A 22,105-nucleotide genomic window follows, 5' to 3' on the forward strand; every position below is an offset into this window, starting at 1 on the left:
ATGACTGAGACTGGAATTTTTCTACATGTTTGGGGAGAATGGGCCTGTTTTACAAGACCGGAATTAAAGGCAGAGAGGTACTCCTATGAAGTCATGACCCCGTCCGCAGCCATAGGAATTTTAAGCGCCATTTATTGGAAACCTGAAATTCGCTGGCACATTGATAAAATTCATGTGCTAAAACCGATCAAGCTTGTTTCCATCCGGAGAAACGAAGTTTCGGCCAAAGCAACGGCGCCTAAATCCGATGTCATCAAAAATGGAGGGGAAGCCCGCCTGGGACTTCTGGTTGAAGATACCCGCCAGCAACGTTCCTCCACCATCCTTCAAGATGTAGATTACCTCATCGAAGCTCATTTTTCCGTCCTTAAGGCACAGGGAAACATCAATGACCAGGCAAAGCATCATGAAATGTTCAAACGCAGGGCCATGAAGGGGCAGGCATTCTATCAACCTTATTTTGGAACAAGGGAATTTCCCGTTTCTTTCGAATGGTGGAATCAGCAAACGCCTCCGCCTTCTTCATTGCCTCCGGACCAACAAAACCGGAATCTGGGCATGATGCTGCATGAAATAGAATTCGTGCCTGACAGAAAAGGAAAAATCATCAGCTCCCATGATGGGAAGAAGCTTTCTGCGGTGCCCCATTTCTTTCCGGCTGAACTGAACTCCGGCATCCTTCATGTTCCACCCCTGAACCGTACCAATTCCTGATATGATCATTCCGGCATTAAGCAAGCTTTACGACAGACTGTCCCAGGATCCGGACGTCACGGCGAAAGGGGATTTACCTACCATCGGGAAAAGCCGCCAGAAAATTTCTTTCCGTATTATTCTGAAACCTGACGGAACCCTTGTAGGTATGGATGACATCCGGGCCATGGACGCCCCGGAGGGGAAAAAGGCGGCAAAACTTCATTCCATTCCTATTTTGGTCCTGGGCTCCAGCAAACCTTCCGGTTCAGGCTTGAACCCCTGTTTCCTATGGGATAACTGCGGGTACCTGCTGGGCTACAAGGGAGAAACAGAGGAAAAAGAGCGGAAGCGCATCCGGGAGGCATTTTCCAGTTTCAGAGACAAGCATCTTTCCGTGGAAAGCTCCGTCAACCATCCCCATTTCTCTGCGGTATGCCGTTTTCTGGAGCAATGGGATCCCGGCCAAACACCTTCCCATCTGGCATCTCCCGATTTGTGGATATCCAATGGCATTTTCCGTATTGCGGGAGAAATGAAACATGTTCATGAAACTCCGGAAATTCAGGACTGGTGGTTCCATGGAGGCGAGGAGCAATGGCAGGGCAGCAAAAAGGAAAAGGAGAAAGGGATTTGTCTTGTTTCCGGAAAGGAAGAACCGCTGGCCCTTTTACATGAACCCGCCATTAAAGGGGTTCTGGGAGCTCAGGTTTCAGGGGCCAAGATAGTATCATTCAACTGCTCCTCTTTCACATCATACGGCAAAGACCAGAGCCTCAACGCTCCCGTAGGTGAAAACACCGCCTTTGCGTATTGCAATGCCCTCAATTACCTGCTCTCCCATTCCCAATATAACACGCGCATAGGAGATGCCAGCGTGGTCTTCTGGGCAGACGCCCCCAAGGAAACCATGGACATGGAGGCCTTCCTCTTTGGCGCTGTAACGACAGGCAAAACGTTGCCTCCTGCCATGGATCACGCAGCAGTGGATCAACTCTCCAAGATCACAGGGTTACTGCGGAACGGGGAGCTTTCCAAAGGCAAACTGGACCATGCAGACGTACCCTTCTTCATCCTGGGAATTTCACCGAATGCCTCCCGCCTTTCCATCCGTTTCTGGTATCAATCGACCTTTGGAGAATTAATGGAAAATATCCAGACCCATTACCGGGATATCTCGCTTGCCCGTCAATGGACGGAAAAAAACAGTAACTATCCTGATCCGGAATTGCCAAAGCCCTTTGATATTTTAAAAGAAACCGTCCGGGACATGAAAGAGCTTCCTTCCCTGTACAGTGGGGTTCTGATGAAGTCCATTCTCTTCCATTTACCCTATCCGGACATCATTGCCCAAGCTATTATCAGGCGCATTAGAATTGACAAAAAAGTCAACTACATCCGTTGTTCCCTGCTCAAGGGATGGCTTTACAGAAAAACCAACAACCATGATCTTACGACCATGCAAACAATCAATCCAGACAATCACAACATCGGTTACCTGCTGGGCAGGCTCTTTGCCGTCTATGTAAAAACCCAGGAAGACGCCTTAGGGAAGGACCTCAACCGTACCGTCCGTGACTCCTATTTCTCCAGTATGTGCGCACACCCCCGCTCCGTCTATTCCACTGTTAATAAACTATACCAGTATCATTTAAAACAGCTTGTCAAGCAAAAGCATGGAGAAGGAACTAAAATTAACAGAGAAAAGTTGGTTCAGGAAATCAAATCCCACATTCCGGACAATGTTCCGGCCCATATGGGACTGGAACAACAAGCTTATTTCGACCTGGGTTTTTATCATCAAATGAACGACTTTTTCACAGAAAAAGAGATTTCTCAAACAACTAAAACACAAACCACTGACAATAATGAACAAAATTGACTTTCTCATTCTGTTTGACGTCACAGACGCCAACCCGAACGGTGATCCGGATGCGGGAAACCTGCCGCGCATGGATGCTGAATCCGGCCATGGCTTGATTACAGACGTATGCCTGAAACGCAAGGTCCGCAATTTCATTCAATTGACCAAGGACGGCGAACCCGGCTACGAAATTTATGTTAAGGAAAAAGCCATCCTGAACAACCAGCAGAACCGGGCCTACGTGGCTTTGGAGATCAACCAGAAGGATGCCAAACAGGCGGATTACGATAAGGCAAAATCCTGGATGTGCCAGACATTCTTTGACATACGCACCTTTGGTGCCGTAATGACTACGGGCGTCAATTGCGGACAAGTGCGCGGCCCCATCCAGATATCCTTTGCCCGCACCATTGATCCCGTTTCCACCTCGGAATTTGCCGTCACCCGGTGTGCCGTAACAACGGAAGCGGAATCCATTAAGCAAAAAGGAGACAACCGTACCATGGGAAGAAAATTCACCCTTCCCTACGCTTTATACAAAACGCAGGGATGTTTAAACCCTTTCCTCGCTAAACAGACCGGATTTTCAGAAAATGACTGGAAGGTTTTTCAGAATGCCTTAGTCCACCTTTTTGATTTTGATGCGTCTGCCGCTCGTCCTTCCGGCTCCATGGCTATTCGTAAAATTGTTCTGTTCAAGCATGACAGCGAGCTGGGGAATGCTCCTGCCCACAAATTATTTGATGCCGTTTCCGTCGTCAAACATGAGAATGTGGAATTTCCTCGGTCTATCCAAGACTATGATATCACCATCCATCACGACTTAATTCCGGCTGGAGTCACCGTTGAAGAAATTGATTGCTGAGAAATCAGCAAGAATTCATTCATAGTTGAATTCAAAAGGCAGCTTCCATTATCCATGGAAGCTGCCTTTTGCTTTACCTCTAAATCTCATTCAACTAAACCACGCTGAGACCGGATATATTTTTCATCTGCAAGTATTACGGACGTTTCTATCTGTCTTTCCGGAACCGTCCAATACTTCTTTAACAGCAGCTTCCGTTCTTCAGGCCCTACCAGATGAAACCCGTTTTTCTGGTAGAAGTCGATCGCCCAGATCGCATCCGCCCACGTGCCTATTAAAACAGGTTTCTCCTGATCTTTTCGTAAATAGTTAAGAAGCTGGACTCCGATTCCTCCCCGACGGACGCACGTCCTGACATAGGCGTGACGTATGAGCTTAACGTCCTCCCGGTCCTGAATCCCCATGACGCCAAGAAGGCGTCCCTTATCTTCAAAACAATAGAACACCACGCCATCTCTGATCTGCTCCTTTAATTCATCCACGGGCATGTAAGGTTCCCTCCATCTGTCGGCAGGAATCCTGTCTTTATAAGCCACGGCTGAATCATTGATAATTTCATAGATTGTTTCCAGTTCCGACTCCAAACACTTTCTAATCATTTCGTCTAACCCTCTCTTGATGCAAAATGCAATGGAAACCTAACATTTTATTGCCATACTTCAACAACAAATTCTTCTTGAAGAGAAGGTTTATTTATATCACAAACTACCTTTTTAAAGATGCAAGCTTCACTATTATTTTTCTTTATTACTCCAAGAAAGTCGGCTCCAAGTCCATTCTCCCTCAGCAACCTATACTTAATGAAATGCCATTTAGTAAGGCTGGTGTTTGATGTTCACATCTACATTTCCATGCAAGTGTGACAACCTTCCAAAACGTGTCCCTTGGCACATCCACGCACCCGTGAGGGTGCGACTGAGCCAGCGGGGGAGCAATGATCAGCATCCGTTGTTTCAATTCACGCACCTGTGAAGGTGCGACCCCGATACCAAGCAATTACCGTGGCAATGCATCGTTTCAATTCACGCACCTGTGAAGGTGCGACTATGAGTTAATAGTTAACAGGGATTGGGGTTAGGTTTCAATTCACGCACCTGTGAAGGTGCGACGGCGGAAGGGGATATGCGTTGAAAGTTAGTGGTACAAATCGCTTTTTGCGCCAACCTCTTTCAGGATGCATATTCCTTACGCCTTATATTTTATTGGAGGGAATGTCAATCTGCTGATTTCAAGGACTTACAGAAATTGCCGATCTCCCGGGGAATTTCTGTGAGCTTGGGGTTGGCGCAAACAGATCAGCGGTTCAGCATTCATTTTGGAATTGCTGATTCCCATCTGGTTCACCAACCTGTTTTTAATGCTAGATGGTCAACGGCCTATCGTCCAGCAACTTTTTCCTTCTCTGCCATTCCGAAAACAAAAAGCCGCTCCATTCAATATGGAGCGGCCTTGAAGTGTTTTGCGGCATCAGCAGCCGCCAAAGGCGCCGTTAACGCACACGGGCAATGAGCCAGTGCAGCAAGTCCTTGATGGCGACGCGTTCCTGTTCCATGGAGTCGCGGTGGCGGATGGTCACCGTGTCCTTGAGGGAGGCATCGTTTTCTCCGAGGGTTTCAAAGTCCACCGTGATGCAGAAGGGGGTGCCCACTTCATCCTGGCGACGGTAGCGGCGGCCAACAGCTCCCGTTTCATCATAGAAGACGGGCATCCATGGCTGGAGCGTTTTTTCAATTTCCCGGGCGATGCGCACCTGTTCCTCGTTTTTCTTGAGCAGCGGGAAAATGGCGGCCTTGATGGGAGCCATCCGAGGCACAAAGCGGAGCACGGTACGAACGTCTTTCTTGCCCTTGTCATCCACCAGTTCTTCTTCATCAAAGGCTTCACAGATGATGGCCAGAATGGTGCGGTCACACCCGGCGGAGGGTTCCACCACATGGGGAATGAATTTTTCCCGAGTTTCTTCGTCAAAGTATTCCAGCGGACGGCCGGAACCTTTCTGGTGGCAGCTCAAGTCATAGTCCGTGCGGTAGGCAATGCCTTCCAGTTCCTGAATGCCGAACGGGAATTCATATTCCAGGTCGTAGGTTTTCTTGGAGTAGAAGGCGCGTTCACCATCCGGAACATCCAGCAGATGAATGTGTTCACGCGGCACGCCTACTTCATCATAGAAGCTGAGGCGGTGTTCCAGCCATTCATCCACCAGGCGCAGGCCGTCTTCCGGACGGCAGAAGTATTCGATTTCCATTTGTTCGAATTCGCGGGAACGGAAGGTGAAGTTGCGCGGGTTGATTTCGTTGCGGAAGGATTTGCCTATCTGTGCAATCCCGAAGGGGAGCTTCACGCGGGAGCTGTCCAGAATGTTCTTGTACTGGCAGAAGATGGACTGGGCCGTTTCCGGGCGCAGCCAGCCGGTAGCATTGGGATCATTTTCATCGGAGGTGGCCCCGATGGTCGTCTTGAACATGAGGTTGAATTCGCGGGCTTCCGTCACCAGGGAACCGTTGGCGGGGTTGTACATGGTGGAGTCCGTGATGGTTTCCATGCGTTCTCCTTTAAGTTCCATTTCCTTGTGGGAGACGTCCTTGCCGACCAGCTGGGCATAGTACTGGGCCGCAGTCTTGCGGGCCTTGTCCGCCTGTTTTTCTGAGTCCACCAGCACGGAGTATTCCTTTTCCACGCTCCAGGAGCCGTCTTTTCTGGCGGCTCCGGTGTAGAAGAAGCCCGTGCCGCTCTGCGCCGGGATCTGGTCCGCGCGCAGGCGTTCCTTGGTCAGCAGGCAGTCGCACATCGGGTCAGAGAAGCCGCCCACGTGGCCGGAGGCGACCAGCACGGAGTTATGCGTCAGAATGGAGCCGTCCATCCCCACCATGTCGTCGCGTTCCTGCACGTTTTTACGCCACCAGTATTCCTTGAGGTTGCGCTTGAGTTCCACGCCCATGGGACCGTAGTCCCAGCAACCATTCAGTCCGCCATAGATTTCAGCTGCCTGGAAGATGAAGCCTCGCCTTTTGCAGAGGCTCACGATTTTCTCCATTCGGGCGGGATCTGTATTGGTTCTGTCTGCCATGATAAGATATATAGATTGGGTTGGCTATGCGGGTTGTATTGATGACCGCAATCAGCGGCCAGTGAAAGCAAAAAGCGTGTCTTCTCAAGAATTCGAGGGGAGGGGAACCCCCTTGAGCAGCTGGGAGTCATATCCGGCTTCCACCAGCGTGCGGAAGGCTTCCATCGCCTCCGGAGTTACGGGCTGTTCCGTGGAAAATCCCTGTGCTGGGTATTCCAGTATCCGCTGAAAGTCCCCCACCATGGCGGAGACAACCAGCTCCCGAGGCAGTTCCGGGGTCAAGTATTCCCGGAAGCTTACGGGAGGGGAACTGACTGCCACCCCGGGTTCCGGCCACTGGGCCTGGAGCGTAGCCAAGGTACGCCGCTCCATGTACGGTTTTTGCAGGGCAATGAGGGTGGCGGGCTCCGGAATGCCGGCCTTTTTCAGTATTTCCCGGGAAAAACGGACATTTTCCCCGGTGTTGGTGGATTTATTTTCAATGAGTATCCTGTCTTCCGGCACTCCCGCCTTCATGGCTGCCGCCGCAAAGAGTTCCGCCTCCGTCACGGCCCATTCCCCGGTGAACCGCCCCATCCCGCCGGAAAACAGGAGAAGAGGGGCCAGCTTCCGCTCATAGAGTTCCGCCGCATATTCCGCCACCCGCACGTCATTGCTGCCAAGGATAAAGATGAGGTCCGCCGGGCACAGCTCCTGCTTCACATGGTGGTAGTCCCATAAAATTTCTATCGCTTCCTCCGGAGTCATCGGCCCTATGTACCCAAGAAGTTCCTTCCTGTAAACGCCGGATTCACCACAGGCCGTATTTGCCCCATTCCAGGGCGGCCCATCCCAGCAGCGCATTCGCCACCGCGTGCATGATGATGACGGCGCACAGGTTTTTCTGCCACACGGCAAGGAGGTACGCCAGAGAGCCGTAGATGAAGGCGCCGCAGTAGTCCACAGGCTGGTGCACGGCCATGAAGCAGAGGGTGGTCACCCAGTACGCTTTCCAGGTGTTGGTGCCGAAGGGCACTTTCCACGGGTGGTCCAGGTTTACCATCAGGCGCATCAGGTACCCGCGCCAGAAGAGTTCCTCCACCAGCGCCACTACCACCACGGCCCGGAAAAAGCGCAGGGCCAGCGCCGCCAGCCAGCTCCAGGAGTCCGGGGAAAAGACAACGCCGGGATTAAATCCTTCCGGGCGCGCGTCAATTCCCAGCAGGTACCGGTACCATGGCCAGGAGGGGTGGCCAAACCATGCATCCGGACCGCCCGGCAGGCGGTCCGCCGCCATCGTGGGGGCCAGCCAGCACAGGATGCCCAGCACGCCGAATAGGACGCCCCACGCAGCGGGTTTCCATTTCCAGTCCCAGTCAATGGCCTTTCTCCACCAGATGACCAGGGCAAAGCAGACGATGGCCTGCACGGGGTACAGCCATTGTTCCGGCGCCCTTCTCCACCAGGCGGCGGCTGGGTGGTCCCATTCCAGGAACGGGGTGCCAAACTGCCACAGAAGGGTAAAGCCCATGAACACCGCAAACGGCGCTACGTACGCCCTTGTTTTCAGGGCCTCCGGGACGGAGTTCATGGACGCGGAGGGGTCAGGAGAGAGTTTTCACGAAACGCTCCATGCGGTTGCAGGCTTCCTTGATTTGGCCAAAGGCGGTCGCATAGCAGCAGCGCAGGAAGCCTTCCCCGCTTGCACCGAAAGCGGTACCGGGCACAGCGGCCACCTGCTCTTCCATCAGCAGGCGCGTGGCGAATTCCTTGCTGGAAAGGCCGAATTTGGAGATGTCCGGGAAGGCGTAGAATGCGCCGCCGGGCAAATGGCAGTCCATGCCGATTTCATTGAACCGCTTCACCAGGAAGTCCCGGCGCTGACGGTAGCTTTCCCGCATTTTCAGCATGGCGGAGGTTCCGTTTTCCAGTGCTTCAATAGCCGCCTCCTGGGAAGTGATGGGCGCGCAGAGCATGGAGTACTGGTGAATTTTCATCATGGCGGAGATGAGCGGTTCCGGTCCGCAGGCATAACCCAGGCGGAAGCCCGTCATGGCAAATGCCTTGGAAAAACCGTGCAGCAGCAGCGTGCGTTCCTTCATGCCCGGCAGGGAGGCGATGGAAACATGCGGCTTGCCGTCGTAACGCAGCTCACTGTAAATTTCATCCGTCAGTACAATGAGGTCGTTCTTGATGCAGAGGCGGGCTATTTCCTTGAGCGTTTCCAGGGGAGCCACCGCTCCGGTGGGATTGGTGGGGAAGTTGAGCATCAGCACCTTGGTCCGGGGCGTAATGGAGGCTTCCAGCACGGCCGGATTCAGGGCAAACATATCCTGCTTGCTCGTAGGCACGGCAGTAGCCACGCCATAGGCCATGTTCACGCTGGGAGCGTAGGAGACGTAGCAAGGTTCGTGGTAAAGCACCTCGTCCCCAGGATTCAGCACGGCGCGCAGAGCCAGGTCAATGGCTTCGCTGACGCCCACCGTCACCAGCACTTCATGCAGGGGGTCGTATTTTACATGGAAGAAGCCTTCCACATATTTGACGATGGAACGGCGCAGGGATTCCAGCCCGTAGTTGGAGGTGTAGGAGGTATGCCCTTTTTCCAGGGAGTAGATGGCCGCCTCGCGGATGTTCCACGGCGTGACGAAGTCCGGTTCCCCCACGCCCAGGGAGATGATGTCCGTCCGGCCTGTGACCAGGTCAAAGAATTCCCGGATGCCGGAACGGGGAATGGAGCCTACCTGCTCCGCTATTTTGTTCTGCCAGTTCATTAATGGTTCCTTTCCGACGGCAGGGGATTACGGAGCAACAACCAGGCGTTCGGCCTGCACGGGGGCCTCGAACACACAGCCGTTTTTCTTGTAGGTTTTCAGGTGGAAGTGCGTGGAAGTGGACAGAACCCCTTCCAGCGTGGACAGTTTTTCCGCCACAAACCGGGCGATGTCCCGCATGCTTTTTCCTTCCACCAGCACCAGCAGGTCAAAGCCGCCGCTTGCCAGATAGCAGGAAGAGACTTCGTCAAAGCGGGAGATGCGCATCGCCAGGCGGTCAAAGCCGCCGTCGCGTTCGGGCGTCATCTTCACCTCAATGAAGGCCGCCACCCGGCTGTCGTGTTCATATTCTTCATTCACCACCGCCTGGTAGCCCAGGATCACGCCTTCCTTTTCCCATTGCTCCCGCTGGGCCCGCACGGCTTCTTCAGTCATGTCAAGACGTTCGGCCAATTCGCCATCGCTCAAGCGGGCTTGAGTCGCCAGTAACTGTAGAAGTGTTGCGGAGGACATAAAATTTCAGGCATAAAAGACCCTTTTATATCGAACGTGTCAAGAACACATATTACGCAAGGCTGACATTCGTTCTTTCCAACATGATAAAATACGTTCTTTTTCTTCAAAAAACGTCCCTCGGCGCGAAAACATAATATTATTGAATTCAGTAATTTAAGCATTATTTTAAACATTCGTTGGAATTATTTTCAGAGAATAGTTGCTCTAATCCGCCCTTTGTGCCATAGTAAAGTGCATAGACCTGTAGCGTCCTTTCTTCAAGGAACGCTTGTTTCCAATTTTTATATGACAGTCTGATATTATGAGCATGGCACTTAACCCGGATAGGGCTACCCTGAACTTTCTCAACGCCTTTCCGGAAGAAATCCGGCTGCGCGGCGAGAAGCTCCAAAAGGATGGGGCAGTTACACAGATCTTTGGCAATCATTTGTATATTCAGGGCCGTGTGGAAGACGCCCACGGCGTACACCGCGTGAACCTGCGCCTTCAGGGCAACAGGTGGTTCGGGGCATGCTCCACGGAGGATGAGGATCTGGCCGGTGCGGCCATGTACGCCGCCATGCTGGAACGCATGTACCGCGGCCAGGATCTGCCGGAATCCCCCAATGAATTGAATGACGTCCCCCTGCTGGATATTCTGGAAGAGAAGCTGGGCCGTGAACTGGATGACAAGGAGGCGGACTACGTCAGCAAGCTGGAAAAGCGCTACCGCCGTTTCGCCATTGAGCAGGAAATCCATGATCATGACATGGTGCGCCTGAACCCCCGGTGGGAGATCGTCAGCTATGACCCGCTGGAGCTGTGGCCCGTGCCCCCCACGAACATTCTTGAATTCTGGAATTACATCGCCTACGCCTTTAACAAGAGGCGCCTGCCCTACCCGGAATTCATGGAATCCATTACGGACCTGGAAAAAATCCAGCGCAAGATTCATGAGTGGGAGCGTTCCCGTGAAGTGGGCACCTGGTATGACCGCATCCAGTCCGTGAATGAGCGCCCACCGCAGCCGCCCCGCGGGGAGCTGTTCATGAGGCTCGTCTCCACCATTAACGAAGGCCATTTTGAATACCGCCATTCCCTGAAGCAGGACTGGATACCCGTCCGGGAAAAACAGGACCTGGACCATCTGGAAAACCTGCATGAACGTGCAGCCGTGCGCATGGACGCCCAGACGGAAATTCTCCTCGTGGCCCTGTCCGACTACGCCCGGGCTGAAGACGCCCTGACCCTGGACCTGGACCAGGAAGCCGCGTGCGCCCTGATGAACAAGCTTTTCCACCAGCCCGCCCTGAAAGGCTACCTGGTGAACCTGGATGAAAATTACTTCAAGGTGGTGGATGAACCGCTCAAGTGGATTTGCCAGGATGACCCCATTGAGCCGGATTGCTACGCCCTCCAGCTCGCCACGTCCACCGGCATCAACGTTTCCCACTCCGTCCGCCAGCTTCCGGGCCAGCAGGAACTTTACCAGTCTGACGAAACCGTGTTTCCCGGCCCTCCCCGCTGGCTGGAGAGCACGGAAGTGGAACCCCGCTATTCCATTCCCAAGCAGGTCATTGACAGCCTTGAAGGGGTGGAATTCCTGCGCAAGATCGGCGCTTCCCTTCCCCCCAGCATGGAAGACCGCGTGGTGGACATTGACCTCCGCGGCACCTTTGACATGAAGATTGTCCGCGGCCTCACCTCCGCGGAAACGGAGCACGTCCTGTGTGAAGTAAGCGCCAAGGACGCTTCCGGCTACCGCACGGAAAAACTCGGCAAGGACGGCTGGGACGTGGCCCACCAGGAGCCCATGAAGAACAAGGCCCTGCTGCGCTTCATCCGTGAACATCTTTACCCCATTCCCGGCCTGCTGGAAGAGATGGGCTTCTCCTATGATCCCCAGGTAGGCGCCTTCAAGGCCCGCGTTACCAGGCAGTTCCCTGAAAAATTTGCGGAATGGGCCAAGCAGCTCCCGGAAGAGCTGACCGTCAACATGGATGACAAGCTCAAAACGCTGCTGGCAGACCCAGTGGCCGCCGCCGTACGGTTTGAAGTGGTCAACCAGGAAATTGACTGGTTTGACCTCCGCATTGTCATTGACGTGGAGGGCGTCCAACTTTCCAAGGAACAAATCCGTGCCCTGGTGGCCGCCAGAGGCGGCTACGTCCGCATGGACGACGGAGGCTGGATGCGCCTGGAGATCAAGCTGGACAACGACCAGCGCGACGCCGTCACCCGCCTGGGCCTGGACCCCTTCGACCTTTCCGGGGAAACCCACCGCATGCACGCCATGCAGCTGGCGGACCCGAAGGCCGCGGAAGTGTTCGACCCGAAGGCATGGAAGCGCATCAAGGACCGCACCGCGGAAATCAAGATCGACGTCAAGCCGGACGTCCCCTCCCAGCTCCAGGCCACCCTGCGCCCGTACCAGGTGGACGGCTTCCACTTCCTGGCTTATCTGGCCACGAACGGCTTCGGCGGCATTCTGGCGGACGACATGGGTTTGGGCAAAACCATCCAGTCCATCACGTACGTGCTCTGGCTGCGTGAGGAATTCGCGCGCAAAAACAAATCCAAGAAGAAAATCGCCGTTCCTCCGGTACTTATCGTCTGCCCCAAGTCCGTGCTGGACGTCTGGGCCGGGGAAACGGAGAAATTCGCTCCCGGCGTGCGCGTGCTCGTCATCCGCAGCAAGGATCAGGCCAATCTGGACGACATCCGGAAGAATTACGATATGGTCGTGGTCAACTACGCCCAGCTCCGCGTCTGCGGTGAAACCCTGAACCAGATCAAGTGGCTCACGGTCATCCTGGACGAAGGCCAGCAGATCAAGAACCCGGATTCCAAGGCCGCCAAGGCCGCCCGTGAAATCGTCTCCTACAACCGCCTGGTGCTTTCCGGCACGCCCATTGAAAACCGCCTGCTGGACATGTGGTCCCTCATGGCCTTCTCCATGCCCGGCGTCCTCGGCTCCCGCTCCTACTTCAAGAAACGCTTTGACAAGCGCAAGGACCCGCAGAGCCAGAACCGCCTGGCCGCGCGCCTGAAACCCTTCCTGCTGCGCCGTACCAAATCCCAGGTGGCGAAGGATCTGCCGCCCAGGACGGAAGAAGAGGTGTACGCCAAGATGGAAGGTATCCAGAGCCAGCTGTATAAGGCGGAACTCCGCCGCATCCAGCAGGCCCTCCTTGGCCTGGATTCTGATGAATCCGTCAAGAAGAACAGCTTTGCCATTCTGCAAGGGCTCATGCGCCTGCGTCAGATCTGCTGCCACCCCGGCCTGGTGGACCCGAAGTACGCCAAGGAAGACAGCGCCAAGATGACCGCCCTGTTCTACCTGCTGGACCAGCTCCGGGAAGAAGGGCACAAGGTGCTCGTCTTCTCCCAGTTCGTCTCCATGCTGGAAATCATCAAGAACCGGCTGGAAGCGGAAAACAGGCCGCTTAACTACCTTACCGGCCAGACCAAGGACCGCCGCGGGGAAATTGAAAAATTCCAGACTACCAAGGACCCGTCCGTCTTCCTGCTCTCCCTGAAAGCGGGGGGCGCCGGCCTCAACCTTACTTCCGCCTCCTACGTGGTCCTGTATGACCCGTGGTGGAACCCGGCCGTGGAAAGCCAGGCTATTGACCGTACGCACCGCATCGGCCAGAAGAACAAGGTGATCGCCTACCGCCTGCTGACGAAGGACTCCGTGGAAGAAAAAATCCGCATCCTCCAGCACCAGAAAAACCAGCTCGTCGCCAACGTGCTGGGCGACGAAGGCTTCACCTCCAGCCTGGGCATTGACGACCTCAACTTCATCCTCAACCACGGGGACGACGAAGAAGGCTAAGCCGATGGCGGTGATTAGAGAGTAGTGATTAAAGAATAGTTATAACCCCCGGGCATTTGTCCGCTAATTCTTTCTCTGTTCCCTCTTATCCCTAACCATTACCTATAAAAAAGCCCCGCAATCAGTTGCGGGGCTTTTTTATTTCACCATTTAAGGCTGACGGGGTCCGTATGGTAAAGAATGCCGGCCTCATCCCGGACCAGAAGAGTCAACTGGATGCGCGCCGGAAGACGCAGCATCTGGAGGCCATTAAACGCAAAAATCTGTCCCTGGCACAGCAGCGGACGGGAACCGAACAGTTCATCCCCTTCTATCACTTGCGTGCCGTCTTCATGGGAACGAACAGTCCACTTCTTGCCGATGATGCGCACAGCGCCGTCCCCCGTGTTGCGGATGCTCACATTGTAGGGCACGGGAATGCGCCCGTCCTCCCTCACCATCCGCTCCAGCTTTTCATCCCGGGAATACAGGCTGCGCGGCGTAAGGCGCACTTCCAGGCTGGTCAGGAGGGGAAGAACCATACGGAACATGCGAGACTATGATTCCACGGGGGCCAGAGCCGCTTTCATCAGCTCCAGCGTCGTCTTGCGGATGGCTTCCACACCCTCCCTGGTGGGCTTGGCTTCCGGGGCCAGCGTCATCTGTTCCTGCAATGTCGTGAGCAGGCTCATGATTTTCGCAATATCCCGGCGTTCCTTCATTTCCGGTTCCACGCCGTCCAGAATATAATGGAAGTATTCCGGCACGTCCGGCTGGAAAATGACCTTCGCCTTGTCCTCCGCAAACTTGTTGTCCAGCGCGGCGGTGGCGGCGTCCAGCGCGCGAATCCACCCGCCCAGGCCGATCAGGTTCGCCATGTCGGAATCCCGCAGGGAGGCAAGCTCCTGCTCCACGTCGGACTGGATAAGGGCCAGGTTATTCTTGAAGCTGCTCAAATCCCCGTCTTCCGCGTTTTTCAGCAGGCTGGCGGCGTGGCGGTTCACCCGCTCCCCGGCGCCGATGGCCTTTGCGTAGCTGGAGAGGTCCAGCGCAATGGGCTTCACCTCGTTCATCTTGCCGCACTGCACGATCACGAATCCGTCCGCCATCATGCCGCCCAGCTGAAGGGCCAGGGAGCAGCGGTCCATGGGCGGCCGTTCCGGGCGGGCGCGCAGAGCCACATCCTCCGGAATTTCCGGAAGGCCTTCCAGGTCCTCAAAAATCTTGCGGATGGAAGGCGCGGTAAATTCATTAATGCCCAGCTCCTCGTTCATGTGGGAATCATCCAGCAGGCGTTCCGGAATGGCCGGCTGGCACTCCTTGCCGGACGGCGGCGTCTGAACGTCCAGCACGGCATCCACCTTCTCCGGGGCTTCCTGCTTTGGAGCGGCAAATGCCATTCCTCCCGTGACGGATACGGCCGCGGCCATCAGATACAATCTCTTCATAACAAAACTCAAAAAGGTTAAGCAAAACGGAATATGTCTTGACTCTCGCCCTATGGTGTCTTATACGGGCGTCACGTCAAGGAAATCCCCAGCCCCTGACGCAGAAAGATACCAAACACCCTTGTCCGTCCCAGCATGTCTTTAAATTACAACTTTATCTGGCTCTTGTGCTATCTTCTGGTTCTCGTCGGTCTGGCCGGATACGGCTTCCACCGTTTAAGCATCGTTTACCTGTACTGGAAGAACCGCAACAACAAGCCCCAGCCCAAGTCCCATTTCCAGGAACTGCCCGTCGTTACGGTCCAGCTTCCCATGTTCAATGAAAAATTCGTCGTGGACCGCCTTCTGGAATCCGTAGCGGCCCTTGACTACCCACAGGACAAGCTGGAAATCCAGATTCTGGACGATTCCACGGATGACACTACGGAACAGTGCTACCGCAAGGTGGAGGAACTGAAGGCCCGCGGCTTTGACGCCGTGTGCATCCACCGCACGGACCGCACGGGCTTCAAGGCCGGCGCGCTGGAAGCGGCTACCAAGGTGGCCAAAGGGGAGTTCCTGCTGATTCTGGACGCCGACTTCGTTCCGGAACCGGACCTCCTGCAGAAGACCATCCACTTCTTTACGGATGAAGGCGTGGGCCTCGTCCAGACCCGCTGGGGCCACATCAACCGGGAATACAACCTTCTCACCCGCGTTCAGGGCATGTACCTGGACGGCCACTTTGCCATGGAACAGACGGCGCGCAACCGCTCCGGCCGTTTCTTCACCTTCAACGGCACCGCCGGCATGTGGCGCAAGTGCGTAATCGGGGACGCAGGCGGCTGGTCCCATGACACCCTGACGGAAGACATGGACCTTTCCTACCGCGTCCAGCTCAAGGGATGGCGCTTCATCTACCTGAACGACGTCGTCACCCCGGCGGAACTTCCCGTGGACATGGACGGCTTCAAGTCCCAGCAGCACCGCTGGACCAAAGGCTCCATCCAGGTCTGCCAGAAAATCCTGCTGGACATCTGGCGTTCCAAGGCCCCCCTCAAGGCCAAGGTGGAAGCCACCACGCACCTTACCTGCAATTACTCCTACCTCCTTCTCGCCCTGCTCTGCTTCCTGGTGTACCCCATCTGCACCCAGCGCATCCCGGAAAATGAAACGGTGTTCATGTGGTTCGTCAACGTGGCCCTGTTCTTCATGACCAGCGTGGCCGTCTGCATCTTCTACATGAGCGCCCAGATCGTGGTGCGTCCCAAATCCTGGTGGAAGGAATTGCCGTACCTGCCGCTCCTCCTCACGCTGAGCGTAGGCATGGCGGTGAACAACGCCAAGGCCGTTCTGGAAGCCATTTTCGGCCATCAGTCCGCCTTCGTCCGCACGCCCAAATACGGCGTGGACCAGAAGGAAGACAGGCAGCACGTCTCCCAGCTCAAGCGCAATGGTTATAAAGCCATCAAGTCCGTCGTCATTCCCGTGCTGGAAATCGCCTGCGGCACCTTCTTCCTGAACCTGATCATCATCATGATCCGCCAGGGCCATTATCTTTCCCCCATCCTGATGATTCCCTTCCTGGGCTTCTACTACACGGGATTCTGTTCCCTGGGCCGCATGATCTCCAACCTGCTGCCCGCCAGACAAACTGCCAAAGCCAAAAACTGACACCTTCCCCATGCCTGCGCCTCTCTCGCAAGCAGCACGCCTGATTCAACTCGCCGGCGCCGCCTTCGCGGTGCTCGGCGCCCTGGTTTCCTGCTCCCGTCCGGATTACCAGCCCACCGCCATCGTCAAGGATGGCGCGGTCGTTAGCGTCAGGGACCAGAAAATGGCCGTCATGCGCAACGGCCGCGTTATAAAAACCTATCCCGTCAGCACCTCCAAATTCGGTCTGGGAGACAAGAAAGGGAGTTGCCGCACTCCTCTGGGCGCCCACCGCATCGCGTCCAAGATAGGCACCGGACAACCCAAGGGCATGGTGTTTAAAAGCCGCAAACCCACCGGGGAATGCGTGGCGCCCAATTCTCCGGGGCGCGACCCCATCGTCACCCGCATCATGTGGCTGGCGGGCATGGAAGCCCGGAACCGGAACGCCCACTCCCGCCTGATTTACATCCATGGCACGGCGGAGGAACGCACCATCGGCACGCCCGCCTCCTACGGCTGCGTCCGGATGAAGAGCAATGACGTGTATGAGGCCTTCAACCTGCTTCAGACCGGAGACCCCGTCGTGATCGAACGCTGCTCCATTGACGCCTCCCTGAAAGCCCTGGCCCAGTCTGAGAAAACGCAGGATTCCTCCCTGCTGGTCATGGCGCCGGCTCCCGTGGAAGAAATCAATACGGCTTCCATCATTTCCCACCGCCGCCGCGCCTCCCGCCCGCCTGCCGTAGCGCTTTCCCGCAAACATCCGGCCTCCGCCGGGAAAAAGGCCGCGTCCTCCAAACGGGCGGCGGTCCGCAAGACGGCCAGGAGTCCCAGGCCCGCCAGGGGAACCCGCTACAGCTTGCGCTGAACCTCCTTTTCCGCCATTCTTCCGGCGTTCATGTTTCCATCCCCTCCTGACATGGCTGTTTGAACGCATGGTTGCCTGCATCCGTCACATTTGTTAACGTACACTTATGGCGATGATGGAACATGAAGATATCAGCAATGAAAACCTGGCGGGCCACCTTCTGGTCTCCGCCCCCTACCTGGAAGGCGGCGGTTTCTACCACTCCGTGATCTTTCTGAGCCGGGTGGAGGAGGAATTCGTCATCGGCCACATCCTGAACCATCCCGCCGGCATGAACGTGGGGGAAGTGGCGCGCCATACGGACATTCCGGAATGCCTTTACACCGTTCCCATTTTCAAGGGAGGGCCCGTGGAGCGCAACCAGCTCATTTTCGCTGCCTTCGCCCGTACGGATGATAAACTGCGCGTCCAGTTCCATCTTCAGGAAGAACAGGCCCTGGAATATGCAGAGGACCCCCATGTGGCGCTGCGCGCGTATGTGGGCCACAGCGGGTGGACGCCGTCCCAGCTCCGCCGGGAACTGAACGACCGGGCCTGGTACGTGTCCCCCATGGTGCCGGATATCTGCCTGGAACCGGATTCCTCCAAGGTCTGGGCCATGGCCATGCGCCGCCTCTCCCCGCTGCACCACATCATGAGCCATGCCCCCGCACAGCCTTCCCTGAATTGAACCATCCATCATGAGCATCCAACAGAATCTGGAACACATTCTCTCCCGCATCCGCTCCGCGGAACGCCGCGCCGGGCGTCCGGAAGGGTCCGCCCGCCTGGTCGCCGTCAGCAAGACATTCCCGGCTGAAGACGTCAGGACCTGCCATGATGCGGGCCAGCGCGTTTTTGGAGAAAACAGGGTTCAGGAGGCCCTGGGAAAAATCCCCTCCCTTCCCCCGGATACGGAATGGCATCTCATCGGCCCCCTGCAGCGCAACAAGGTGCGCAAGGCCATGGAGCATTTCACGCTGATCCACGCAGTGGATTCCCTGCGCCTGGCGCAGTTCATGAATACCGTGGCGCAGGAGACGGGCAAACGCCCCCGCATCCTGCTGGAGGTGAACGTAGGGGATGAAAACAGCAAATTCGGCTTTTCCCCGGAGGCCCTGGAGCGGGAATGGCCGGAGCTGGCCGCCCTGGACCACCTTGAAATCGCAGGCCTCATGTGCATCCCTCCCCCGGTGGAAAATCCGGAGGAAGCGCGCCCCTATTTCCGCCGCCTGAGGGAGCTGAAGGAGACTCTTTCCCGCAAGGGGGGAGCCCCGCTGACGGAGCTTTCCATGGGCATGAGCCATGACTTTGAAACAGCCGTGGAAGAGGGCGCCACCCTCGTCCGTGTGGGCACCGCCATTTTCGGCGGGCGCTCCTATGCTCCGGCTCCGTGATTTAGTTGGACAGAAGGAAAGGCGGCGTGTAGGTTTGTTCCGGAAGAACGGGAGGTTCCCGGACGGTTCATTGATCTCATCACCCCATGCTGACAGGAGGAAAAAACGTAATTCCGCATGCGGTGCGGGACGTAGCGGATGCCGCCGCGGCATTTTCCGCCCGCATTGGCCCGGACCGCCATTTTGATTCCCAGGAAGCCGTGGAGGAAGCCCTGGCGGAATGCTGCTCTCCGCAGAACGTCGCCGTCATCGGCATGACGGGTTCCGGAAAATCCTCCACGCTGGACGCCCTGGCCGGGGAACGCTTCTGTTCCCGCGTTTCCAGTGAGGCCACGCTGGTGCGCTGGCAGTACAGGCCCCACCCGGCCCCACATACCCATGAATGGGTTCTGGACCTTTTTTACCCGTCGGATGCCCTGCTGAATCTTGAGTTCTGGGACACCATCGGCCTGGAGCAGGAGGACGCCCCCCGGAAGCTGAAGCACATCGTCCCCAAATCAGACGCCATCCTCGTGGTCATTTCCGCCCGGGAAGGCAGCCAGGCCGTCCTTTGGGATTATCTCCAGACGCTGGAGAAACGGCTCCGTTCCCGCATGGTACTTGTCATCACCCATGCGGAACTGCTTTCCTTTGACCAGCTCCAGTCCCTGAAGGAAGAGCTGCGCGCCACCTCCCGTGAACGCCTGGGCGTGCAGCTCCCCCTGTACCCCGTCACTACCGCCGGAGACCAGGCGGGGGAAGGAGTGGAAGCGCTGAGAACCTGCGTTCAGGAGGTCCTGAAACGCAGCCCGCTGACGGACAAGCGTGTGGAGCGCCTCCTGCTGGCCACGGACAGCCTTCTGGAAGAACAGGGGAAGGTGCTTAATGAACTGCACCGTCTTTCCAAGATGGATTCCGGCTTCCTGACCGCCATTGACCGGGAGATCGACCGCATCCAGCTTCAGATGGAGGATGAAATGCCTGCCAGGCTCAAGGCATACGCCCAGTACGTGCAGGACTGCGTGCCGCGGCTGGGGAAAAAGTCAGCCCGGCAGATGGGGCGCTTCCTTTCCATACGGCGCACGATGATCCTGCACAAGCTCCCTCCCGTCATTGATGAATGGTTTTATGAACTGGTCAAGTCCGGCATTGAGGAGCGGCACGCGTATTACAACAAGGAGTTTCTCAACATCTGCCAGACCCATTGGAACCATGTGCGCCCCCGTGTGAAGGAGCAGTGGGACTGCGACATAGGCGATTTCCCCACCGCCAGACTCCAGGCGGACCTGGAGGTGTACAAGGAACGCCTGGGCCGTTCCATTTACATGCCCCTGAAGGATTTCGGCATCAAGCCGTGCCTCAGCAAGCTGTTTCTGGACCAGGAGGATGTGATGAGAACGGAACTCAAGCTGATGCTCGTCATGGTGATTCTAGGGGCCCTGCTGGGCTGCTTTGGAGAGCATGCGGCGGGGTTCGCCTGCCTGGCCGCGGCGCTGGCCGTCTGGGTGGGCGGCAACGTGGGGCTGGCCTGGATGCAGTTCCGCCTGTCACGCCAGATCGTGGCCGCGGCGGCGGAAATGCACGTTGCCGTGGAATGCGGATTGCGCACGCCCCTGTATGAAGCCATGATCAGCGGCCTTTCCGACTACCGCAAACTGTACGCGGACATTCGCGGGCAGGTTGCCGGCGGCGTGGAGCACCTCCAGCCCCTGCTGAACGCCCGCTACGATTTGTTCTACAAGCTGACGGTCCAGAAGCACCGCTTCCGCATTTAGCCCTTCTTCCCCTTCGTGAAGACGCAGGCCTGCATTATTCCGCATCCGGCGTGATCACCATGTCCACATGCCTGTCATGAGCTTCCATGGGCAGGTCATCCAGGAGCTGGCAGGGAAAGCAGACTCCCGCCAGCGGCACTCCCGCAGCCGGACCGACCAGCAGGGTATCATAAAATCCGCCGCCATATCCCAGCCGCTTGCCGTCCCGCGTGAAAGCGGCGCCCGGCAGCACGATTAAATCCATTTCCCCGGGGTGCAGTTCCGGGCACGCCGGACCCGGCTCGCGAATGTCCCAGCACCCCGCCACAAACTCCCCGCAGTGGCACACGCGGTGAAAACTCAACGTCCTGCCCTCATGCACCAGCGGGAAATACCATTCCCGGTCCGGCAGCATGTCCAGCAGGGGCAGCAGGTCCACCTCCCCCGGCCTGGCGGCAAAAATGGCGATGCGGTAAAAATCCCTCTCCTGCGCCAGGGCCGCCACCCGGCGGCAGATGGAGCGGGACATGGCTTCCAGGGAAGCGGCGTCCAACGCTCCTATTCTGGCGCGTATCATGCGGCGCACTTCCCGCTTGGCAGCCGCTTGGCCGCCTATTGTTCCGGGTTGGGGTGTTTTTCCTTCCATTCCAGCAGGCTCTTTAAAAATACGCTTTCCAGGGAATTGCGCGGGTGGCCGGATTCCAGCCATGCGGCACCGTTCTCCCGCACGGTCTCCTTAAGCCGTTCCAGCAGTTCCGGAGAGGCGTGTTCCAGCAGGATTTCCTGCTTGTCGGAATCACGCGTCAGCTCATTCATGGAGCCCTCCGCAATGAGCAGCCCCTTGAAGATGACGCCCACCCGGTCGCACACCTCCTGGACCTGTTCCAGCAGGTGGGAGCACAGGAAAACGGTCATGCCGCGCCCTTTCAGGTTTTCTATAATGTTCCGGATGTCCCGGGAACCCAGGGGGTCCACGCCTGCGGTCGGTTCATCCAGCACCAGCAGGCGGGGAGACTGGACCAGGGCCTGCGCCATGCCGATGCGCTGGAGCATTCCCTTGGAGTACCCGCCCAGGCGCCGGTCCGCGGCATCCGCCAGCCCCACCAGGTCCAGCAGGTCCCGGACTTTCTCCTTCAGGGCCTTTCCGCTGAGGCCGCAGAGCTTCCCGTAAAAGGAGACGGTTTCCGCTCCGGTCAGGAACTTGTAAAAGTAAGGGTTTTCCGGCAGAAAGCCCACCTCTTCCTTGCTGTCCGGGGACAGGCTGGACTTGCCGAAGATGGTGCAGAGCCCCTCCGTGGGCCGCACCAGTCCCAGCAGGGCCTTCATCAGGGTGGACTTTCCGGAGCCGTTCGGGCCAATGAGGCCGTACACCTCCCCCTGCCGGATGCTCATGCTTATTCCCCGCACGGCATGTACCACGGGCTTGCCAAGACCCGTCTTGAAGGTCTTGTGCAGGTTGACTATTTCTGCGGCGGCGGGCTGGTCCATAAA

At 56.6% G+C, this 22,105-nt stretch carries 20 protein-coding genes; 10 read left to right on the forward strand and 10 right to left on the reverse strand.

The features are described from left to right. From cas5c to cas7c, 3 genes are read left to right on the forward strand one after another with little or no spacing between them, the layout of a single operon-like run. Positions 1–714 carry a type I-C CRISPR-associated protein Cas5c gene (gene cas5c / locus CXU21_RS10245; protein ID WP_102725967.1) on the forward strand — a complete coding sequence of 238 codons (714 nt, stop codon included), beginning with the start codon at positions 1–3 and terminating at the stop codon, positions 712–714. A 1-nt stretch (position 715) separates the two neighbouring features. Further along, positions 716–2,575 (forward strand): type I-C CRISPR-associated protein Cas8c/Csd1, encoded by a 1,860-nt coding sequence (gene cas8c, locus CXU21_RS10250; RefSeq protein ID WP_102725968.1) that lies wholly within the window; start codon positions 716–718, stop codon positions 2,573–2,575. Next, positions 2,562–3,422 (forward strand): type I-C CRISPR-associated protein Cas7/Csd2, encoded by an 861-nt coding sequence (gene cas7c, locus CXU21_RS10255; RefSeq protein WP_102722931.1) that lies wholly within the window; start codon positions 2,562–2,564, stop codon positions 3,420–3,422. Before cas8c ends, cas7c begins: the two co-directional genes overlap by 14 nt. An 86-nt stretch (positions 3,423–3,508) precedes the next feature. Here the strand turns inward: cas7c and CXU21_RS10260 are convergent, their stop codons facing one another. Next, on the reverse strand, positions 3,509–4,021 hold the full coding sequence (locus tag CXU21_RS10260) for a GNAT family N-acetyltransferase (RefSeq protein ID WP_102725969.1): 513 nt from the start codon (positions 4,019–4,021) through the stop codon (positions 3,509–3,511). Positions 4,022–4,559: 538 nt separating this feature from the next. On the opposite strand from CXU21_RS10260, the gene CXU21_RS12230 reads away from it, so the two are divergent. After that, positions 4,560–4,931: a hypothetical protein gene (locus tag CXU21_RS12230; RefSeq protein WP_146017054.1), complete on the forward strand. Its 372-nt coding sequence runs from the start codon at positions 4,560–4,562 to the stop codon at positions 4,929–4,931. On the opposite strand, the gene CXU21_RS10270 is transcribed toward CXU21_RS12230, so the two are convergent. The 5 genes from CXU21_RS10270 to CXU21_RS10290 form a co-directional block, all read right to left on the reverse strand. Beyond that, positions 4,912–6,489 carry a glycine--tRNA ligase gene (locus tag CXU21_RS10270; RefSeq protein WP_102725971.1) on the reverse strand — a complete coding sequence of 526 codons (1,578 nt, stop codon included), beginning with the start codon at positions 6,487–6,489 and terminating at the stop codon, positions 4,912–4,914. The genes CXU21_RS12230 and CXU21_RS10270 overlap by 20 nt on opposite strands. Positions 6,490–6,573: 84 nt before the next feature. Continuing rightward, positions 6,574–7,236: a YdcF family protein gene (locus CXU21_RS10275; protein WP_102725972.1), complete on the reverse strand. Its 663-nt coding sequence runs from the start codon at positions 7,234–7,236 to the stop codon at positions 6,574–6,576. Positions 7,237–7,279: 43 nt separating this feature from the next. After that, a complete protein-coding gene (locus tag CXU21_RS10280; protein WP_102725973.1) occupies positions 7,280–8,059 on the reverse strand; it encodes a CPBP family glutamic-type intramembrane protease in 780 nt (259 codons plus the stop codon). Between the two features lie 13 nt (positions 8,060–8,072). Further along, positions 8,073–9,242 (reverse strand): aminotransferase class I/II-fold pyridoxal phosphate-dependent enzyme, encoded by a 1,170-nt coding sequence (locus CXU21_RS10285; RefSeq protein WP_102725974.1) that lies wholly within the window; start codon positions 9,240–9,242, stop codon positions 8,073–8,075. Positions 9,243–9,269: 27 nt separating this feature from the next. Beyond that, complete coding sequence (locus CXU21_RS10290) at positions 9,270–9,755, reverse strand: Lrp/AsnC family transcriptional regulator (protein WP_102715641.1); 486 nt, start codon at positions 9,753–9,755, stop codon at positions 9,270–9,272. A gap of 304 nt (positions 9,756–10,059) precedes the next feature. Between CXU21_RS10290 and CXU21_RS10295 the strand changes: the two genes are divergently transcribed. Further along, positions 10,060–13,575, forward strand: coding sequence for a DEAD/DEAH box helicase (locus tag CXU21_RS10295; RefSeq protein ID WP_102725975.1), 3,516 nt, complete (start codon positions 10,060–10,062; stop codon positions 13,573–13,575). A 143-nt stretch (positions 13,576–13,718) separates the two neighbouring features. On the opposite strand, the gene CXU21_RS10300 is transcribed toward CXU21_RS10295, so the two are convergent. After that, complete coding sequence (locus tag CXU21_RS10300; RefSeq protein WP_102715637.1) at positions 13,719–14,105, reverse strand: ApaG domain; 387 nt, start codon at positions 14,103–14,105, stop codon at positions 13,719–13,721. A gap of 6 nt (positions 14,106–14,111) precedes the next feature. After that, entirely contained in the window at positions 14,112–15,002 is an 891-nt protein-coding gene (locus CXU21_RS10305; RefSeq protein ID WP_146017055.1) for a hypothetical protein, read from the reverse strand. A 135-nt stretch (positions 15,003–15,137) separates the two neighbouring features. Here CXU21_RS10305 and CXU21_RS10310 point away from each other — a divergent pair, with 135 nt between their 5' ends. From CXU21_RS10310 to CXU21_RS10330, 5 genes are all read left to right on the forward strand, one after another. Beyond that, entirely contained in the window at positions 15,138–16,655 is a 1,518-nt protein-coding gene (locus CXU21_RS10310; protein WP_102715633.1) for a cellulose synthase family protein, read from the forward strand. A 10-nt stretch (positions 16,656–16,665) separates the two neighbouring features. Next, complete coding sequence (locus CXU21_RS10315; protein WP_102725977.1) at positions 16,666–17,505, forward strand: L,D-transpeptidase; 840 nt, start codon at positions 16,666–16,668, stop codon at positions 17,503–17,505. A gap of 106 nt (positions 17,506–17,611) precedes the next feature. After that, the gene (locus CXU21_RS10320) at positions 17,612–18,175 is read left to right on the forward strand and encodes a YqgE/AlgH family protein (protein ID WP_102715629.1); all 564 of its coding nucleotides are present in this window, start codon (positions 17,612–17,614) and stop codon (positions 18,173–18,175) included. Positions 18,176–18,185: 10 nt separating this feature from the next. Next, a complete protein-coding gene (locus CXU21_RS10325; RefSeq protein WP_102725978.1) occupies positions 18,186–18,881 on the forward strand; it encodes a YggS family pyridoxal phosphate-dependent enzyme in 696 nt (231 codons plus the stop codon). Between the two features lie 86 nt (positions 18,882–18,967). Continuing rightward, a complete protein-coding gene (locus tag CXU21_RS10330; protein ID WP_102725979.1) occupies positions 18,968–20,635 on the forward strand; it encodes a GTPase family protein in 1,668 nt (555 codons plus the stop codon). Between the two features lie 34 nt (positions 20,636–20,669). On the opposite strand, the gene CXU21_RS10335 is transcribed toward CXU21_RS10330, so the two are convergent. After that, the gene (locus CXU21_RS10335; protein WP_102725980.1) at positions 20,670–21,323 is read right to left on the reverse strand and encodes a 5-formyltetrahydrofolate cyclo-ligase; all 654 of its coding nucleotides are present in this window, start codon (positions 21,321–21,323) and stop codon (positions 20,670–20,672) included. Further along, positions 21,227–22,102 carry an ABC transporter ATP-binding protein gene (locus tag CXU21_RS10340; protein ID WP_102725981.1) on the reverse strand — a complete coding sequence of 292 codons (876 nt, stop codon included), beginning with the start codon at positions 22,100–22,102 and terminating at the stop codon, positions 21,227–21,229. The genes CXU21_RS10335 and CXU21_RS10340 overlap by 97 nt, the downstream gene beginning before the upstream one ends. Positions 22,103–22,105: the final 3 nt, after the last annotated feature.

This window comes from Akkermansia muciniphila (assembly GCF_002884975.1).
In the GTDB taxonomy this organism is placed as follows: Bacteria; Verrucomicrobiota; Verrucomicrobiia; order Verrucomicrobiales; family Akkermansiaceae; genus Akkermansia; species Akkermansia muciniphila_C.

Excerpts from the sequence above, each read along its gene's own strand:
- cas5c (WP_102725967.1), top strand. The coding sequence starts at position 1 with ATGACTGAGACTGGAATTTTTCTACATGTTTGGGGAGAATGGGCCTGT.
- cas8c (WP_102725968.1), top strand. The coding sequence starts at position 716 with ATGATCATTCCGGCATTAAGCAAGCTTTACGACAGACTGTCCCAGGAT.
- cas7c (WP_102722931.1), top strand. The coding sequence starts at position 2,562 with ATGAACAAAATTGACTTTCTCATTCTGTTTGACGTCACAGACGCCAAC.
- CXU21_RS10260 (WP_102725969.1), bottom strand. The coding sequence starts at position 4,021 with ATGATTAGAAAGTGTTTGGAGTCGGAACTGGAAACAATCTATGAAATT.
- CXU21_RS10270 (WP_102725971.1), bottom strand. The coding sequence starts at position 6,489 with ATGGCAGACAGAACCAATACAGATCCCGCCCGAATGGAGAAAATCGTG.
- CXU21_RS10275 (WP_102725972.1), bottom strand. The coding sequence starts at position 7,236 with ATGACTCCGGAGGAAGCGATAGAAATTTTATGGGACTACCACCATGTG.
- CXU21_RS10280 (WP_102725973.1), bottom strand. The coding sequence starts at position 8,059 with ATGAACTCCGTCCCGGAGGCCCTGAAAACAAGGGCGTACGTAGCGCCG.
- CXU21_RS10285 (WP_102725974.1), bottom strand. The coding sequence starts at position 9,242 with ATGAACTGGCAGAACAAAATAGCGGAGCAGGTAGGCTCCATTCCCCGT.
- CXU21_RS10290 (WP_102715641.1), bottom strand. The coding sequence starts at position 9,755 with ATGTCCTCCGCAACACTTCTACAGTTACTGGCGACTCAAGCCCGCTTG.
- CXU21_RS10295 (WP_102725975.1), top strand. The coding sequence starts at position 10,060 with ATGAGCATGGCACTTAACCCGGATAGGGCTACCCTGAACTTTCTCAAC.
- CXU21_RS10300 (WP_102715637.1), bottom strand. The coding sequence starts at position 14,105 with ATGTTCCGTATGGTTCTTCCCCTCCTGACCAGCCTGGAAGTGCGCCTT.
- CXU21_RS10305 (WP_146017055.1), bottom strand. The coding sequence starts at position 15,002 with ATGAAGAGATTGTATCTGATGGCCGCGGCCGTATCCGTCACGGGAGGA.
- CXU21_RS10310 (WP_102715633.1), top strand. The coding sequence starts at position 15,138 with ATGTCTTTAAATTACAACTTTATCTGGCTCTTGTGCTATCTTCTGGTT.
- CXU21_RS10315 (WP_102725977.1), top strand. The coding sequence starts at position 16,666 with ATGCCTGCGCCTCTCTCGCAAGCAGCACGCCTGATTCAACTCGCCGGC.
- CXU21_RS10320 (WP_102715629.1), top strand. The coding sequence starts at position 17,612 with ATGGCGATGATGGAACATGAAGATATCAGCAATGAAAACCTGGCGGGC.
- CXU21_RS10325 (WP_102725978.1), top strand. The coding sequence starts at position 18,186 with ATGAGCATCCAACAGAATCTGGAACACATTCTCTCCCGCATCCGCTCC.
- CXU21_RS10330 (WP_102725979.1), top strand. The coding sequence starts at position 18,968 with ATGCTGACAGGAGGAAAAAACGTAATTCCGCATGCGGTGCGGGACGTA.
- CXU21_RS10335 (WP_102725980.1), bottom strand. The coding sequence starts at position 21,323 with ATGGCTGGAATCCGGCCACCCGCGCAATTCCCTGGAAAGCGTATTTTT.
- CXU21_RS10340 (WP_102725981.1), bottom strand. The coding sequence starts at position 22,102 with ATGGACCAGCCCGCCGCCGCAGAAATAGTCAACCTGCACAAGACCTTC.